At 55.5% G+C, this 13,564-nt stretch carries 12 protein-coding genes; 4 read left to right on the forward strand and 8 right to left on the reverse strand.

What is annotated here, in order from left to right; translation table 11 throughout:
- Positions 1-5 precede the first annotated feature (5 nt).
- Positions 6-2,849: an excinuclease ABC subunit UvrA gene (gene uvrA / locus CAMM_RS07335; protein ID WP_003848948.1), complete on the reverse strand. Its 2,844-nt coding sequence runs from the start codon at positions 2,847-2,849 to the stop codon at positions 6-8.
- 73 nt (positions 2,850-2,922) lie between these two features.
- Here uvrA and CAMM_RS07340 point away from each other — a divergent pair, with 73 nt between their 5' ends.
- From CAMM_RS07340 to CAMM_RS07350, 3 genes are all read left to right on the forward strand, one after another.
- Positions 2,923-3,525 carry an MBL fold metallo-hydrolase gene (locus tag CAMM_RS07340; RefSeq protein WP_003848946.1) on the forward strand — a complete coding sequence of 201 codons (603 nt, stop codon included), beginning with the start codon at positions 2,923-2,925 and terminating at the stop codon, positions 3,523-3,525.
- A 138-nt stretch (positions 3,526-3,663) separates the two neighbouring features.
- A complete protein-coding gene (locus CAMM_RS07345; RefSeq protein WP_171974890.1) occupies positions 3,664-4,641 on the forward strand; it encodes a DoxX family protein in 978 nt (325 codons plus the stop codon).
- An 86-nt stretch (positions 4,642-4,727) separates the two neighbouring features.
- The gene (locus CAMM_RS07350) at positions 4,728-6,998 is read left to right on the forward strand and encodes a HelD family protein (protein WP_040356094.1); all 2,271 of its coding nucleotides are present in this window, start codon (positions 4,728-4,730) and stop codon (positions 6,996-6,998) included.
- 2 nt (positions 6,999-7,000) lie between these two features.
- Here CAMM_RS07350 and CAMM_RS07355 read toward each other — a convergent pair whose 3' ends face one another.
- The 6 genes from CAMM_RS07355 to CAMM_RS07380 all read right to left on the reverse strand — a co-directional run bounded on the left by CAMM_RS07355 (position 7,001) and on the right by CAMM_RS07380 (position 11,824).
- The gene (locus CAMM_RS07355) at positions 7,001-7,834 is read right to left on the reverse strand and encodes a MurR/RpiR family transcriptional regulator (RefSeq protein WP_003848941.1); all 834 of its coding nucleotides are present in this window, start codon (positions 7,832-7,834) and stop codon (positions 7,001-7,003) included.
- 21 nt (positions 7,835-7,855) lie between these two features.
- Entirely contained in the window at positions 7,856-8,605 is a 750-nt protein-coding gene (phnE, locus tag CAMM_RS07360; protein ID WP_003848940.1) for a phosphonate ABC transporter, permease protein PhnE, read from the reverse strand.
- Positions 8,602-9,324 (reverse strand): phosphonate ABC transporter, permease protein PhnE, encoded by a 723-nt coding sequence (gene phnE, locus CAMM_RS07365; RefSeq protein ID WP_232051052.1) that lies wholly within the window; start codon positions 9,322-9,324, stop codon positions 8,602-8,604. The genes phnE (CAMM_RS07360) and phnE (CAMM_RS07365) overlap by 4 nt, the downstream gene beginning before the upstream one ends.
- 80 nt (positions 9,325-9,404) lie before the next feature.
- Complete coding sequence (gene phnC / locus CAMM_RS07370; RefSeq protein ID WP_003848938.1) at positions 9,405-10,199, reverse strand: phosphonate ABC transporter ATP-binding protein; 795 nt, start codon at positions 10,197-10,199, stop codon at positions 9,405-9,407.
- Complete coding sequence (gene phnD / locus CAMM_RS07375; RefSeq protein ID WP_003848937.1) at positions 10,196-11,167, reverse strand: phosphate/phosphite/phosphonate ABC transporter substrate-binding protein; 972 nt, start codon at positions 11,165-11,167, stop codon at positions 10,196-10,198. The genes phnC and phnD overlap by 4 nt, the downstream gene beginning before the upstream one ends.
- 6 nt (positions 11,168-11,173) lie before the next feature.
- Positions 11,174-11,824, reverse strand: coding sequence for an HAD family hydrolase (locus tag CAMM_RS07380; RefSeq protein ID WP_003848935.1), 651 nt, complete (start codon positions 11,822-11,824; stop codon positions 11,174-11,176).
- 183 nt (positions 11,825-12,007) lie between these two features.
- Between CAMM_RS07380 and CAMM_RS07385 the strand changes: the two genes are divergently transcribed.
- Positions 12,008-13,036: an App1 family protein gene (locus tag CAMM_RS07385; protein ID WP_003848933.1), complete on the forward strand. Its 1,029-nt coding sequence runs from the start codon at positions 12,008-12,010 to the stop codon at positions 13,034-13,036.
- A gap of 47 nt (positions 13,037-13,083) precedes the next feature.
- Here the strand turns inward: CAMM_RS07385 and CAMM_RS07390 are convergent, their stop codons facing one another.
- The gene (locus CAMM_RS07390) at positions 13,084-13,524 is read right to left on the reverse strand and encodes a universal stress protein (RefSeq protein WP_003848931.1); all 441 of its coding nucleotides are present in this window, start codon (positions 13,522-13,524) and stop codon (positions 13,084-13,086) included.
- Positions 13,525-13,564: the final 40 nt, after the last annotated feature.

Raw genomic sequence — 13,564 nt, forward strand, 5'->3', positions numbered from 1 at the left:
TACTGCTACCCCTCAAGTACAGGTTTGAGGAACCGTCCGGTGTACGAGCCTTCAACAGCTGCAACATCTTCCGGTGTGCCTTCTGCCACGACGGTGCCACCACCGGCACCACCTTCGGGCCCCATGTCCACAATCCAGTCGGCAGCCTTGATGACGTCCAGGTTGTGCTCAATGATGATCACGGAGTTACCTTTATCCACCAGCCCCTGGATAACCAGCATTAGCTTGCGAATATCTTCAAAGTGCAAACCGGTCGTGGGCTCATCCAAAATATAAATGGTGCGGCCATTGGTGCGCTTTTGCAGCTCCGAAGCAAGCTTCACGCGCTGTGCCTCACCACCGGACAACGTGGTAGCTGCTTGGCCTAGGCGCACGTAGCCCAAGCCGACATCGACAAGAGTGGCGAGGTAGCGGTGAATGGAGGTAATAGGTTCGAAAAATTCCGAGGCTTCCGAGATCGGCATGTCCAGTACTTCGGCGATATTTTTGCCCTTGTACAGCACTTCCAAGGTCTCACGGTTATAGCGCGCGCCATCACAGACTTCACACGGGACATAAACGTCCGGCAAGAAGTTCATCTCAATCTTCAGGGTGCCGTCACCCTGGCAGGCCTCACAGCGCCCGCCTTTAACGTTAAAGCTAAAGCGTCCCGCCTTATAACCGCGCACCTTCGCCTCTTGAGTTTCGGCAAAAAGGTTACGGATTTTATCGAACACACCGGTATAGGTTGCCGGGTTGGACCGTGGCGTACGCCCGATCGGTGACTGGTCAACTTGGACTAATTTATCCAGGTGCTCAACACCTTCGACGCGCACCGCACGCCCTGGTACCTGGCGGGCCCGGTTGAGCTTATTAGCTAAGGTCTTCGCCAAAATTTGGTTAACGACCGTGGACTTGCCGGACCCGGACACACCGGTGACACACACCAAGACACCGAGTGGGATTTCCACGTCGATATCTTTGAGGTTGTTTTCGTGCGCGCCGACGACCTTGAGTGTGCGCTCGGAGTCAATCTCGCGGCGGGTATCTGGAACCCCCAGCTTCTTCGCACCGGAGAGGTACTGACCGGTTAAAGAGTCCTTGGCTTTTAAGATGCCCTTCGGCTCGCCTTGATAGACCACTTCCCCGCCGTATTCACCTGCGCGTGGGCCGATATCAATAAGCCAATCAGATTCCCGGATGGTGTCCTCATCGTGTTCAACGACGATGAGGGTATTGCCAATATCACGCAGACGCTTCAGCGTTTCAATCAAGCGGTGGTTATCGCGCTGGTGCAGGCCAATCGAGGGTTCATCCAGCACATATAAGACACCGGCCAGGCCGGAACCGATCTGCGTGGCTAAGCGAATACGTTGGGCTTCACCACCGGACAAGGTGGAAGCGCCGCGGTCCAAGCTGAGGTAGTTCAAACCGACGTCGAGCAAAAAGCGCAGGCGTGCTTGAATTTCTTTTAGCACCGCACCGGCAATGATTTCTTCGCGGTGGCCCAAGATCAACGAGTTCAAGAACTTCGAGGAATCCTCAATCGACAGACCAGTCAGCCCAGCAATCGAGAGCTCCTCGAAGCCTTCCGCGGCTAGACGCACAGCCAGGATTTCTGGGCGCAGGCGCGAGCCCTGACAGGTCGGGCAGGGCACCAAGCGGGTGTACTGCAACAGCCGGTCTTTCGCCCAGTCTGAGTCAGTCTGCTCTAATTTGCGCTCTAAAAATCCGATGGCACCTTCAAAAGGAGCAGTCCAATTGCGCTGGCGGCCATAACGGTTCTTGTAACGGACGTTGACTTCCTGGTCCGAGCCATAAATCAGGGCATCACGCTGCTCATCGCTCAGCGAGCTTAACGGCGCCTCCGGATCGAAATCTAGCGCCTTGCCTAGACCTTCCACCAGCTTGACGAAGTACTTGGAGTTCGGCGAGGACGTCCACGGCTGAATGGCATTATTCGCAGGAGCGTCTTTATCTGGAATCAGAAGATCCAGATCTACTTCCGTTTTGGTACCAATGCCATCACACGCTGGGCATGCACCAAACGGCGCGTTGAAAGAAAACGCACGTGGCTCATATTCCTCAATCGTCAATGGGTGACCATTAGGGCACGAGGCCTTTTCGGAATAGGTGTGGGTGAGCTCTTCATTGTCGACGTAATCGATGGTCACCAAACCATCGGCAAGCCGCAGCGCCGTTTCCACTGAATCCGTCAGACGCTGCTTTGCCGACGCCTTAACCTGCAGGCGGTCCACCACGACGCTGATGTCGTGCTTAATCTGCTTTTTCAACGCCGGTGGGTCATTGAGCTGAATCAGCTCCCCATCGACAGTGGCACGCACGAAGCCTTGGCTGGCTAGATCTTCGAACAGATCCACAAACTCACCCTTGCGCTTGCGCACAATCGGAGCCAGCACCTGGAATTTCAGTTTTTCTTCTTGAGTTAAGACATCGTCGACAATTTGCTGCGGGGTTTGCCGCTCAATGATGGCATCACACTTCGGGCAATGCGGTGTACCTGCGCGCGAGAAGAGCAAACGCAGGTAGTCATAGATTTCGGTAATGGTGCCCACGGTGGAACGCGGGTTGTGGTTCGTAGATTTCTGATCGATGGATACCGCCGGGGACAAACCATCAATAAAGTCCACGTCAGGTTTATCCATCTGGCCTAAAAACATCCGGGCATACGAGCTCAAAGACTCTACGTACCGGCGTTGCCCCTCGGCAAAGATGGTATCGAAAGCCAGCGAAGACTTACCCGAACCGGACAGGCCGGTAAATACGACCATTTTGTCGCGCGGGACATCAATGTCCACACCTTTGAGGTTGTGCTCACGGGCACCGCGGACTACTAAACGATCAGCCACTTGTTGGTTTTTCTCTTCCTGTGATGACTTCTATGTTCTACTCTTCATCGAACATACCCGTAAGGTGGGCAATATGACGAACGAAATTACTTTGCATCACATCTCCGTTTCCGAGATGGATAATAATTGCTATCTGCTCGCAGCCAATGGCGAAGGCTTGCTTATCGATGCCGCCGATAACGCCCCAGCCATCATGGAGATGGCCGAAAAAGCCAATGTAAAAATCACGAAGGTTCTTACCACCCACCGCCACTGGGACCACGTGCGTGCCCTGCCGGAGATTCTAAAAGAAACTGATGCCACGCATTACGCCGCATTCCTCGAATCTCCTGCCCTGCCCTCTGCCGTGGATGTGGAATTGCAACACGATGACACCATCTCTTTTGGCGGAATTGACCACGATGTCATCATCTTGCGCGGGCACACTCCTGGTGGTGCGGCGCTAGCGGTCAACCTTGATGGCGTCCCGCAGCTTTTTGTCGGAGACTCCCTGTTTCCTGGTGGCGTAGGCAAGACCACTTCGGAAGGTGACTTTGTGCGCCTCTATAAAGATGTCACCGAGCGCCTATTCGATATCTACCCGGATGAAGCTGTGGTCTGGCCCGGACACGGCAAACCCACCACGCTAGGCGATGAACGCCCGCAGCTGGGTAGCTGGTGGGACCGCCGGTGGTAACCACCGTTGGTAACAGCCCCAGGTAATGGGATAACAATTTCGCGGCAAACATAGAAATCGCGGCACCCGGTGGCTGAAAATGCGTACACTGGTGGATTAGAAAAGTTTGCGAACTTTATTTAAGGAGCTAAATAAAACATGCTACGTAAAATTGCCCGTCCAATGCTCGCGTCCTTCTTTGTGTGGGACGGCGTGGACACGTTGCGCAACACTGAAGCGCACGTCGAAGAGACCGAAAATATGCTGGAGCGACTGCGCAAGGTACTGCCTCGCGACTACGCGAGCTTCGTACCTAATGACCCGGAGCTGGTCTCCCGCGCCATTGCAGGCACCCGCGTCGGTGCAGGTTCCCTGTTGGCACTGGGCAAAGCACCACGCACCTCCGCTGCAGTCCTAGCCGGCACCACCCTGCCAGCATTGGTCGGCGCGAATGCTTTCTGGTCTGCGGACTCCCAGAAGGAAAAGAACGAAGGCCGCAATGCCCTAGTTACCAACACCGCACTGTTGGGCGCACTCTTTATCACTGCCCAGGATCTGGAAGGCAAGCCTTCACTGTCGTGGCGTGCCAAGAAGGCTGGCGAGCGCACCAGCAAGAAGGTGCAGGCAGCCCTGCCTACCAAGTCTGAGACCCAGCACCTGACTGATAAGGCATCCGACTGGTTCGAGGACACCACCGATCGCGTGACCTCTTACGTTGATGATCACAAGGATGACTGGCAGGACACCGGCAAGGACTTGCTCCACACCGCTAAGTCCTACGTTGATGACGCTCGTTCTTACGTCGATGACAACAAGGACGATTGGCAGGAAGCTGGCAAGGGTCTAATCGCCAATGTGCGCGATACCGCTAAGGACTACGGCCAGACTGCTCGTGGCTTTGTCAACGACAACGCGGGTGACTGGCTATCCGCTGCCGAAGACAACGTGAAGATCGCACGCAAGGCTGTCGTCAAGAATGCGTCCAAGGCACAGAAGAAGGCTGACAAGGCTGTCAAGAAGGCCGATAAGGCCAGCGGTGGCTCCTTGAAGAAGTGGAACAAGAAGGCTGACAAGTTCCAAAAGGACGCCGACAAGAAGATTGCTAAGGCAATCAAGAAGGTTGGCAAGAACATCTAGTTCTTTTCGCATTACCCCCAACGGCTCAGCTTTTTGTATGCTGGGCCGTTGTTCTATTTTTACTCCATCACCATCCAAGGAAGTTGATGCCCTCCGTGACCTCGCCGTCAACACCTAATCCCTCTTCCCCACACCACCCTGCAAAGCAGCAGGCAATTGCTGCGGAGCAGACCTATGTGGACATGCTCTTTGACCGTTTGGATAAAGAAGTTGAAGAAGCCAACCAGCGCCTCAACGAAGTCCAAGCGGACGTGGATCCTGCCAACCCCGACTCGGATGCCCTAGTTCGTCGCGAAACTGAATACCACCTGCTGCAAGGCAAACTCGACCGGCTCAACTTGGCGCAGCTCGGCCTCGTCTTCGGCCGTATCGATGTGGATGCTCCCGGGGATAACCCCACAGAGGAAGGCCTCGACCGCCGCTATATCGGCCGCATGGGCTTAGACGCCCGCGAAGATAACTATCGCACCTTGCTGCTGGACTGGCGCGCGCCGATGGCTCGCCCATTTTATCTCGCGACCACCGCGCAACCTGAAGATGTCGCAATGCGTCGGCATATTCGCACCCAGGGCCGCACCGTCACCGATATCACTGATGAGGTTCTCAACCGCGAGCGCACCAGCGCGTTTGTGGAAGAAGACGACACCACCATCACCAGTGAGACAGCGCTGCACCAAGCCATGGACCGGGCACGTACCTCCCACATGAATTCCATCGTGGAGACCATCCAGCGCGAACAGGATGAAATCATCCGCGATGAACGCCGCGGGGTCATGGTCGTCGACGGCGGCCCAGGCACGGGCAAGACGGCGGTAGCGCTGCATCGTATAGCGTATTTGCTCTACAACCACCGCGAACGGCTGGCCTCGACCGGTGTTCTTATCCTTGGACCCAATTCCACCTTCTTGGACTATATTTCGCGCGTCTTGCCCGAACTCGGTGAAACCGGCGTGGTGTTATCGACTATTTCAGAGTTGTTTCCCGGCGTTAGCCCGAGCCTGCAAGATTCGTTGCTAACCCGTGAGATCAAAGGCTCGGCCGCCATGGTCGATATTCTTCGAGCCGCCGTGCAGGCCTACCAAGTAGTCCCCGATGAGGCTGTGACCATCAAGGTTGAGCAGCTTTATCTCACTGCAACGCCAGCGATGGTCAAGGCAGCGCGCACCCGCGCGCGTCGTTCCCGCAAGCCCCACAACGATGCCCGCGGGGCGTTTATGGAGCACTTCGTGCAGTCCTTGGCCGAGCAAATGGCCGAGAAGATTGGCGCGGATCCGCTGGGCGGGCACAACCTGCTCTCTCGTGCGGATATCGATCAACTCTTTGATGACTTATCGGACACGCAGTCAGTGCAAGAGCTTATCGATGCATTTTGGCCGACCTTAAGCCCCCAGCAAGTATTAGCCGAGCTACTCGGCTCAGAAGATGCTATTGCCCACGCCGCCTACGACTACGACGAGGAAACTCGCCACGCCCTGTATCGCCCCACGCAGTTGGACACCACGGAAGCCTGGTCCGCTGCCGATGTCGCGCTACTCGATGAGCTAGCGGTACTTATCGGCATGCCGGATGTAGAAGCGCAGGAAGAAGCAGAACGCGCGGCGTGGAAAGAGCAAGTGGCAGATGCCGAGGATGCCCTCGATATCTTGTCCTCATCAATGTCCACCGATAACGACGATGACATGTTTGAGGCAGAGATTTTGTCTGCGCACGACGTCATTGACGCCGAGGCACTCGCCCGTCGTCAGCAAACTGTCGATCACCGCTCCACGGCTGAGCGTGCACGCGCGGACTATACGTGGGCTTATGGACACGTGGTCATCGATGAAGCCCAGGAACTTACGCCCATGGAATGGCGCATGGTCTTTCGCCGCACGCCGTCACGCTGGATGACGGTTGTGGGCGATACCGGTCAGACCAGTTCGCCCGCCGGTGTTGACGCGTGGGATGAGACCTTAAGCGACTTTGTTGGCGACCGCTTCCGCGTGCATCAGCTCACGGTTAATTACCGAACCCCACAACCTATTGCGGACTTGGCTTATAAGGTGCGCACTAGTGTCGATGAATTCGCGCAGCCGACCGAATCCATTCGCGATGGCGAACCGGTGCGTTTCTTGGATGAAGCTCCCGAGCCATTGCAGGCCGGGGTCTTTACCGATGAGCACGGTCGCCTCAATGCCATCATCGATATCAGCAACGTCGAAGAGGTCAAGGGCTTGGAGTTTGACCATGTCACCGTGCTTCATCCAATGGATATCATCGAACGCAGCCCGCTGGGTATCAATGACTTATACGTCGCTCTTACCCGTGCAACGCAGACGCTGACCATCATTGGCCAATGGCCGGAGGAATTCCGCTAGGTCTATTCCTGCAGCCCTTCACCAACAATGGCCAAGGGGTCGGTCTTTGGTGGTGTCGCCGGTGTGACTCTGGCCGCGAGCTGTTCGCAGACAAAAAGTAGTTCTACTCGAGAGGCATGCAGAATTTCCTCTCGGAAAGAACTAAATGCCTTCGGAATGATCAGAGTGTGACATGCCAGCTCAGTCAACGGTGTGCGCGCAAATGAGGTTAATCCAACAACCTCAGCTCCAGCGTCGCGTGCCAATGTCACCGCACGCAGCGTCGGGGTATTTACTCCGGAGCCGGAAATAGCAACGCACACGCTGTCACTTGTTAATCCTGCTGCAGCCAATTTCTCAGTGGTGGCGTCGGAGTACATCATCGCGGGGACGCCGACGCTCACGAGCCGAGCGACCAACGTCGTCCCTAAAGGTGCGGATAATCCATGGGCACTGACGAGAACCTGACGCGCTGTGCCAAGTCGCTTCGCAATCCGATTCAGTTCGTCTTCGTCGATGACGATGGATTCTAGGTTGGCTGCCACTGCTTGTGCTGCCGCAGCAATCCCCTCCTTCGGGCTCTGCACCTGTGGGGTCTCGCGTGCAAGCGCTACCCGAAATTGCGGAAAGCCCTCAAAACCTAGCGCCTGCGCAGTTCGCACCACAGTTGCTCTGCCCACGCCGACTTTTTCACTGACTTCTTGGGCAGTCATATCCACGACCGACTCGAGATTATCCATCACAAACTGCGCAACCTTGCGCTGGTTCGGCTTTAATATCTTCGCGCAGGACGCAAGCCGCGCTGACACCGACAGGTCTGTGAAATCCAGCTCTGGGGAAGAAGAATTCCGTGCCATAGGAAAATGCACCTTTCTGGTTTAAGCCTGCTGCATTATTGACCGGCGTAGGCGTCCGGAAATGGCATCGATGATCATCGTAATGCCCACCATCACGATAAGGAGCATGCCTACGACTTCCCATTGACGATAATTGGTGTAGTTGGCCAGCATGCTACCGATGCCACCGGCGCCCACGATGCCTAAGACCGCGGAGGTGCGGATGGAAATTTCAAACCGATACAACGCAAACGATAAAAGTGCGGGCACACAGGCAGGCCACAATCCCCAACGAACGACGGTGGCGGTAGTGCCACCGACCGCGCGGATAGCTTCTGGAGCGCCTGTTCTAGCTGACTCCACCGTTTCATAAGTCCACTTAGCCTGCTGTCCGATGCCGGAAATCCCCAGTGCCAATGCACCGGTAAAAGGCGTTAGACCAGTAACCGTCAGCAAAATGATCGCGATGACCACTTCTGGAAACGCTCGGATTACGGCGAAGAATACTTTGAGCGTGTTGCGCAGCCACAGCGGTCCCACGCCGAAAGCGGCCAAGAAACCAAGCGGAATCGACACAACAACGCAGATCAGTGAACCGATCCAGGCCATGGCGATGGAGCGCCACATTTCAGCCAGGGCACGCGGCAACTTCTCCCAGTCTGGTGATGCAAACATCAACTGCAGGTAATGGCCTACTTTTCCTGGTACCTCGGGAAGTTCCCGCCAGTCGATACCGAGCCCAAATAACGCGATGAGAAAGATGAAGGCGAGAATAAGTTTCTTTAAGCTCATTGCAATCGCCGCCTGAGATAGTTAGACAGCACTTCGATGGCTAGCACCACTACTAAAATCTCCAGGATAATGACGGAGACATCGCTATAGGCATAAAACGAACGGCGTTCATCCAAAAGCCTGCCGATGCCACCTGCCCCGACAATTCCCAAGATTGCCGAGATACGCACGTTTAATTCCAAGGTGTATAGCCACTGGTTCATAAACAACGGCAACACCTGAGGCAGGGTCATATCCCGATTAATCTGAAATTGCGTTCCGCCCGCGGCCCGGCCTGCTTCCATGTAGCGATGGTCGGTTGAGTCAATGGATTCCGACACGAGCTTGACCACAATGCCGAGGTTAAACAAAACCAACGTCATAACACCGGGTAAGGCACCAACACCGACCATGGCGACCAAGACAGTGGCATACACCAAATCCGGCACCGCACGAATGACGTTGATAATCCCGCGTACTAATGCTCGACCAACGGCGTTAGGATTGCTGGCACTAGCTGCCCATAGCGTAAGCGGCAGGGAGATAAGTGCGGATATGACCGCGCCAACAAACGCCATCTGCAAAGCTTCAAGCATCGGACCGAGGGTTCGAGGAATAAACTCCACGTTGGGTTGGAGCATCTGCAGCAACTTGTCGTAGCCATTACGCCAGTTGCGCCACAACGCGCCTAAGTCGATCTCCACACCGCCCAGCCCAGGGGCTGCAGAAGCGATGGTCATGAGCACAACACCGACAACAGCTATCGCCGGCTTCGTCCACCTAGACTGAAAGCCTCTCTTTTTCTGTTCCGCCTGCAACGTCATAGCACGCCCTGATCGGCTACATCATCGGCTTCGATTGGTCGATCATAAATGGCCTCAAAGTCGGCTTGCGTTGCTGAAGCAGTAGGTCCGTCGAAGACAATCTCGCCCTCGCGCATACCGATGATGCGGTCGGTATATTTTTGCACCATATCTAACTGGTGCAAATTAACGACAACGGTAATCCCCTGCTCACGGTTAATCTTTTGAATATCGCGCATCACCGAATGCGCGGTGGGTGGATCTAGCGAGGCAATAGGTTCGTCAGCGAGCAGAATCTTCGGCTGTTGCGTTAAGGCTCGCGCGATGGCGACGCGCTGCTTTTGGCCGCCCGATAGCGCACCCGCTCGTGCCCCTGCCTTTTCCAAGAGATTCACCGCCGATAAAGCATCGTGGGCTAGCTGTTTATCCGCGGCAGTATGCAGCCCTAGCACCGCACGCCATACTGGGACGTGGGCAAAGCGTCCGACGAGGACATTGTCCATAACATCTACCTGCTCAGCCAGGTTAAAGCTTTGAAAAATCATTCCGATGTCACCGCGGGCACGCCGAAGGGGCCTGCCCTTCAGCTGGTCAATTCGGTGAGGTCCGACTGTGACTTGTCCACTGCTGACAGGGTTAAGACCATTGATGGTTCGAATCAGCGTTGATTTACCAGCACCCGAAGGCCCAATGACACACACCATCTCCCCTGGTTGAACCTCGATACTGACATCAGATATCGCTCGTACTTGGCCGGGATAAGTTACGCCCACATCGTGAAGCGAAATTGGCCAACTATCTTGTTCAATCACTTGGCAAAGTGCTCCAGAATCTCGCCGTACCGGGTGATGTCTTCTTCTTGAGTATCTGCAGTCCAGTCCGACAGCCCCACCAGGTTGTACATAACATCCGCGGCCTCATCCGATGACTCCGCGTAGTTGTCCATGGCCTGGATTAGCTTGTCGCGAAGCTCCGGGTCCATGTCTGCGCTCGCTGCGACTCCGCCATTCGGAATCGGCTCGGTATAGGCAAATGCCACGACATCTTCAGCGATCGCTGGGTTTTCCTCCAGTACGGAAGAGCGCGCATCCCAGAACCCGAATGACACCTCGGCATCGCCGTTGGCGACAGCGAGCACTGCGTTATTATTGCCCTCCACCGGGATCTGGTTGAGGTCATCGACGTTGATGCCTTCCTCTTCCATCGCCACAACCGGGTATTGGTATCCAGCCGGCGAGGTGGAGCTTTGCAATGCCACAGGGATATCGGATGTAATCTTCGATAGGTTTTCAAGACCTGCTGGACCTTCACCCATCGCGGTGGACTCTAGCTCGATACCATTGCAGTAGGCCATGTCGGTCCCGGCTGCCGCGTAGGTTGCCACCGTTGGCTCGTCCTCGCAGTACTTGTCAGGGTCGTTGGTATATGCAACCGATGAGTACGTGGTTGCCCCGAAGCGAACATCTCGCAGAATGAGCTCAGCGTTGTGCTGTTCCATTGCGTTGTAAAGTGATCCTGCATCGGAGATGATGACGTCTGCTTGTCCAGCACCGAGTGCCTCGACAGTTGCGGCATAGTCACTGGCGACAACGCCTTCGACTTCCACGCCAAGTTCTTGTGACAGGTACTCGGTCAAAGGATCCAGAGCCTCAGCTAAGTTCTCGCCCTCCGTAGAGGGGACCAAAGAGATGGTCAGTGTGTCATCTTCTGCTGAGCTACAAGCCACAAGCCCTGCGGAAAGGGCGAAAATGCCAAGAATGGCGCCAACGTGCTTCTTCATGATTATCTACTTTCCTTGGTGTGCCCATGCGATGATGTCTGCTGCGGCATCATCGAGCGTGTGGTGTGGGGTTACTAAAAGGGTTTGAGCACCTAGCTCTGCGGCAGGGTCGAGGTCATTTTCGGCAATATCCCCGATGGCAAGAATCCGACGAGCGCCCAGGCCTTCAATCACCTGGGTCATCCCCGCCGGTTTTCGGGAATTAAACGACAGTTGATCGAAGTACTGCCTGATATTCCAGGTAGTAAGCAAAGCTTCAATACCGTCGTCTGGTGCATTGGTAGCTAATACCACCCATGCGTGCTCAGAAATTGCGTGCAATAGCTTCGGCAACTTGCGGGGCATATGCACTGGTGCTTTATCCGTGCCAAGCAGGCGCCGGCTCGCGATATATGCCTGTGACAGCGCTTCAGGCGTGATCCCTTGTGCCGTGGCGAGTTCAGCAACAGCGTGATAGCCATCCCGGTAGTCGCTCGTGAGATCATCGAGCTCTGCCAATGCCATCTCGACCTGCTCAGCGAACGCGGCCGAATTTGCCAACCTCTCTGCCGGAATAGCGTCGGCATAGGCCCGGACAGGTCCGTGGCCCAGCGCTACGGTTCCGTCAAAATCGAAGATGACAGCAGCCTGCTGCCGCAAATCCTGTCGCAATATCATAAAACTCCCTCATGCCAGGCAAGATGCTCCGGTTGTTGTTCGTACATGACGTCCACCCTTATGAACGTCACGTTCAGACTATGGGGCGGTTGTGAACGGTTCGTTCAAATGGAATGAACTCTGGGGAAACTCTCTTCAAAATCAACGATTCGAGAAGCCGGAATTCCAGTAAGATTGGACACCATGGCCGTAAGCGACATCGTCCGCAAAGTAGAAACCACCTTCAACAAGGCATCGGTAAAGTATGTGACAAAGCGGGGCTGGGTGCCTGCGGTCAGTGGATACACCGGGTATGGATCGCGGGAAAGTATTCGCATCTTCGGTCGTGTGCTCGCCGTGGAACCCGATAGTCCTGCAGCCGTTAACCCAGGGGCGCATCCCGATGATCTCGGCGAACAGCGCGGGTGGCGGCAATTTATCACCGTGCAATTGGGAGACTTCCCGTTTACGGTGCGCATCGGTGACAAGGAAGTGCACGCACATACTGATGACAATGGCTATATCGATATCGCCATTGATAACCCTGGACTAGAGCCAGGCTGGCACACAGCAACGATTTCCATCGCGGGCGCACCAGATGCCGACGCCGAGGTCATGATCGTCGATTCCTCCCAGGAAGTCGGGATCATCAGCGATATCGATGACACCATCTTGGTCACGTGGCTGCCCCGCGCGCTGGTAGCGGCGTGGAACTCCTGGATTAAGCGCACCAATACGCGCATGCCTGTCGATGGCATGGCGGAATTCTTCCAGCGCCTGCGCACCTCGTATCCAAAGGCACCGGTGTTTTATCTGTCCACCGGAGCGTGGAATACCTACCGCACGCTAAATAAGTTCACCCGCCAGCATGGCTTCCCGCGCGGGCCGATGCTGCTGACAGACTGGGGCCCAACAGAGACCGGATTATTCCGCAGCGGCATGGAACATAAAAAGGTGCAGCTGCGCAATCTCATTATCGACTATCCGCATATGACGTGGATTTTGGTCGGCGATGACGGTCAGCATGACCCGCTAATCTTTTCCGAAGTGGTCAAAGAACACCCCACGCAGATCAAAATGGTCGCGGTGCGCACGCTGACCCCGCGCGAGCACGTACTGTCGCACGGTACGGTGGCTCCCCTAGCGGAAGTCGCCAACAACGCCCGCGCAACGGTTCCCTTTATTCACGGCCCCAATGGCCATGAGCTCATCCGCGAATTAGACCAGCTATAAAAAATGCCGCCCGCAGATAATCTGGGGCGGCATCAATATATCTCGCGTTAGTTCACCGTGTGAACAATCATGACATCGCAATCTGACTGACGGGCAACGTCAGCGGGCACCGAGCCCAATAGACGACCGGTCAAAGAATTGATGCCGCGGTTACCAACCACCAGCAAATCCGCGTCATTGTCATTGACAATCGCCATTAGTGCCTGCACCGGGGTGCCCGCGCGCACCGCGGTTTCGATGTTTTTCACGCCGAACTTTTCCGCATGAGCCTTTCCGGAGGCAAGGTTTTCTGCAGCAACCTCATCACCCAAGATCGTCACGGATTCTTGGCGCAGCGTCTTGGATGCTTCTTCTTTATTTTCGTAATAAGCGCAGCCAATGACCAGACGGGCATCAAATGCTGCCGCGATCCGCGCTGCGCGCTCTACTGCCAGAAGGGACGACTTGGAGCCGTCGGTGCCTACAACGATGGTGTCATATTCGCTCATATTGGACCTTTCGCACGCGTTAATAAGTAGTTTCAGTCTA

The organism is Corynebacterium ammoniagenes DSM 20306, assembly GCF_001941425.1.
GTDB lineage: Bacteria > Actinomycetota > Actinomycetes > Mycobacteriales > Mycobacteriaceae > Corynebacterium > Corynebacterium ammoniagenes.

What these genes read in the sequence shown, in the direction of transcription:
- CAMM_RS07340 (WP_003848946.1), top strand. Translation starts at nt 2,923, where the DNA reads ATGACGAACGAAATTACTTTGCATCACATCTCCGTTTCCGAGATGGAT.
- CAMM_RS07345 (WP_171974890.1), top strand. Translation starts at nt 3,664, where the DNA reads ATGCTACGTAAAATTGCCCGTCCAATGCTCGCGTCCTTCTTTGTGTGG.
- CAMM_RS07350 (WP_040356094.1), top strand. Translation starts at nt 4,728, where the DNA reads ATGCCCTCCGTGACCTCGCCGTCAACACCTAATCCCTCTTCCCCACAC.
- CAMM_RS07355 (WP_003848941.1), bottom strand. Translation starts at nt 7,834, where the DNA reads ATGGCACGGAATTCTTCTTCCCCAGAGCTGGATTTCACAGACCTGTCG.
- phnE (WP_003848940.1), bottom strand. Translation starts at nt 8,605, where the DNA reads ATGAGCTTAAAGAAACTTATTCTCGCCTTCATCTTTCTCATCGCGTTA.
- phnE (WP_232051052.1), bottom strand. Translation starts at nt 9,324, where the DNA reads ATGACCATCGCTTCTGCAGCCCCTGGGCTGGGCGGTGTGGAGATCGAC.
- phnD (WP_003848937.1), bottom strand. Translation starts at nt 11,167, where the DNA reads ATGAAGAAGCACGTTGGCGCCATTCTTGGCATTTTCGCCCTTTCCGCA.
- CAMM_RS07380 (WP_003848935.1), bottom strand. Translation starts at nt 11,824, where the DNA reads ATGATATTGCGACAGGATTTGCGGCAGCAGGCTGCTGTCATCTTCGAT.
- CAMM_RS07385 (WP_003848933.1), top strand. Translation starts at nt 12,008, where the DNA reads ATGGCCGTAAGCGACATCGTCCGCAAAGTAGAAACCACCTTCAACAAG.
- CAMM_RS07390 (WP_003848931.1), bottom strand. Translation starts at nt 13,524, where the DNA reads ATGAGCGAATATGACACCATCGTTGTAGGCACCGACGGCTCCAAGTCG.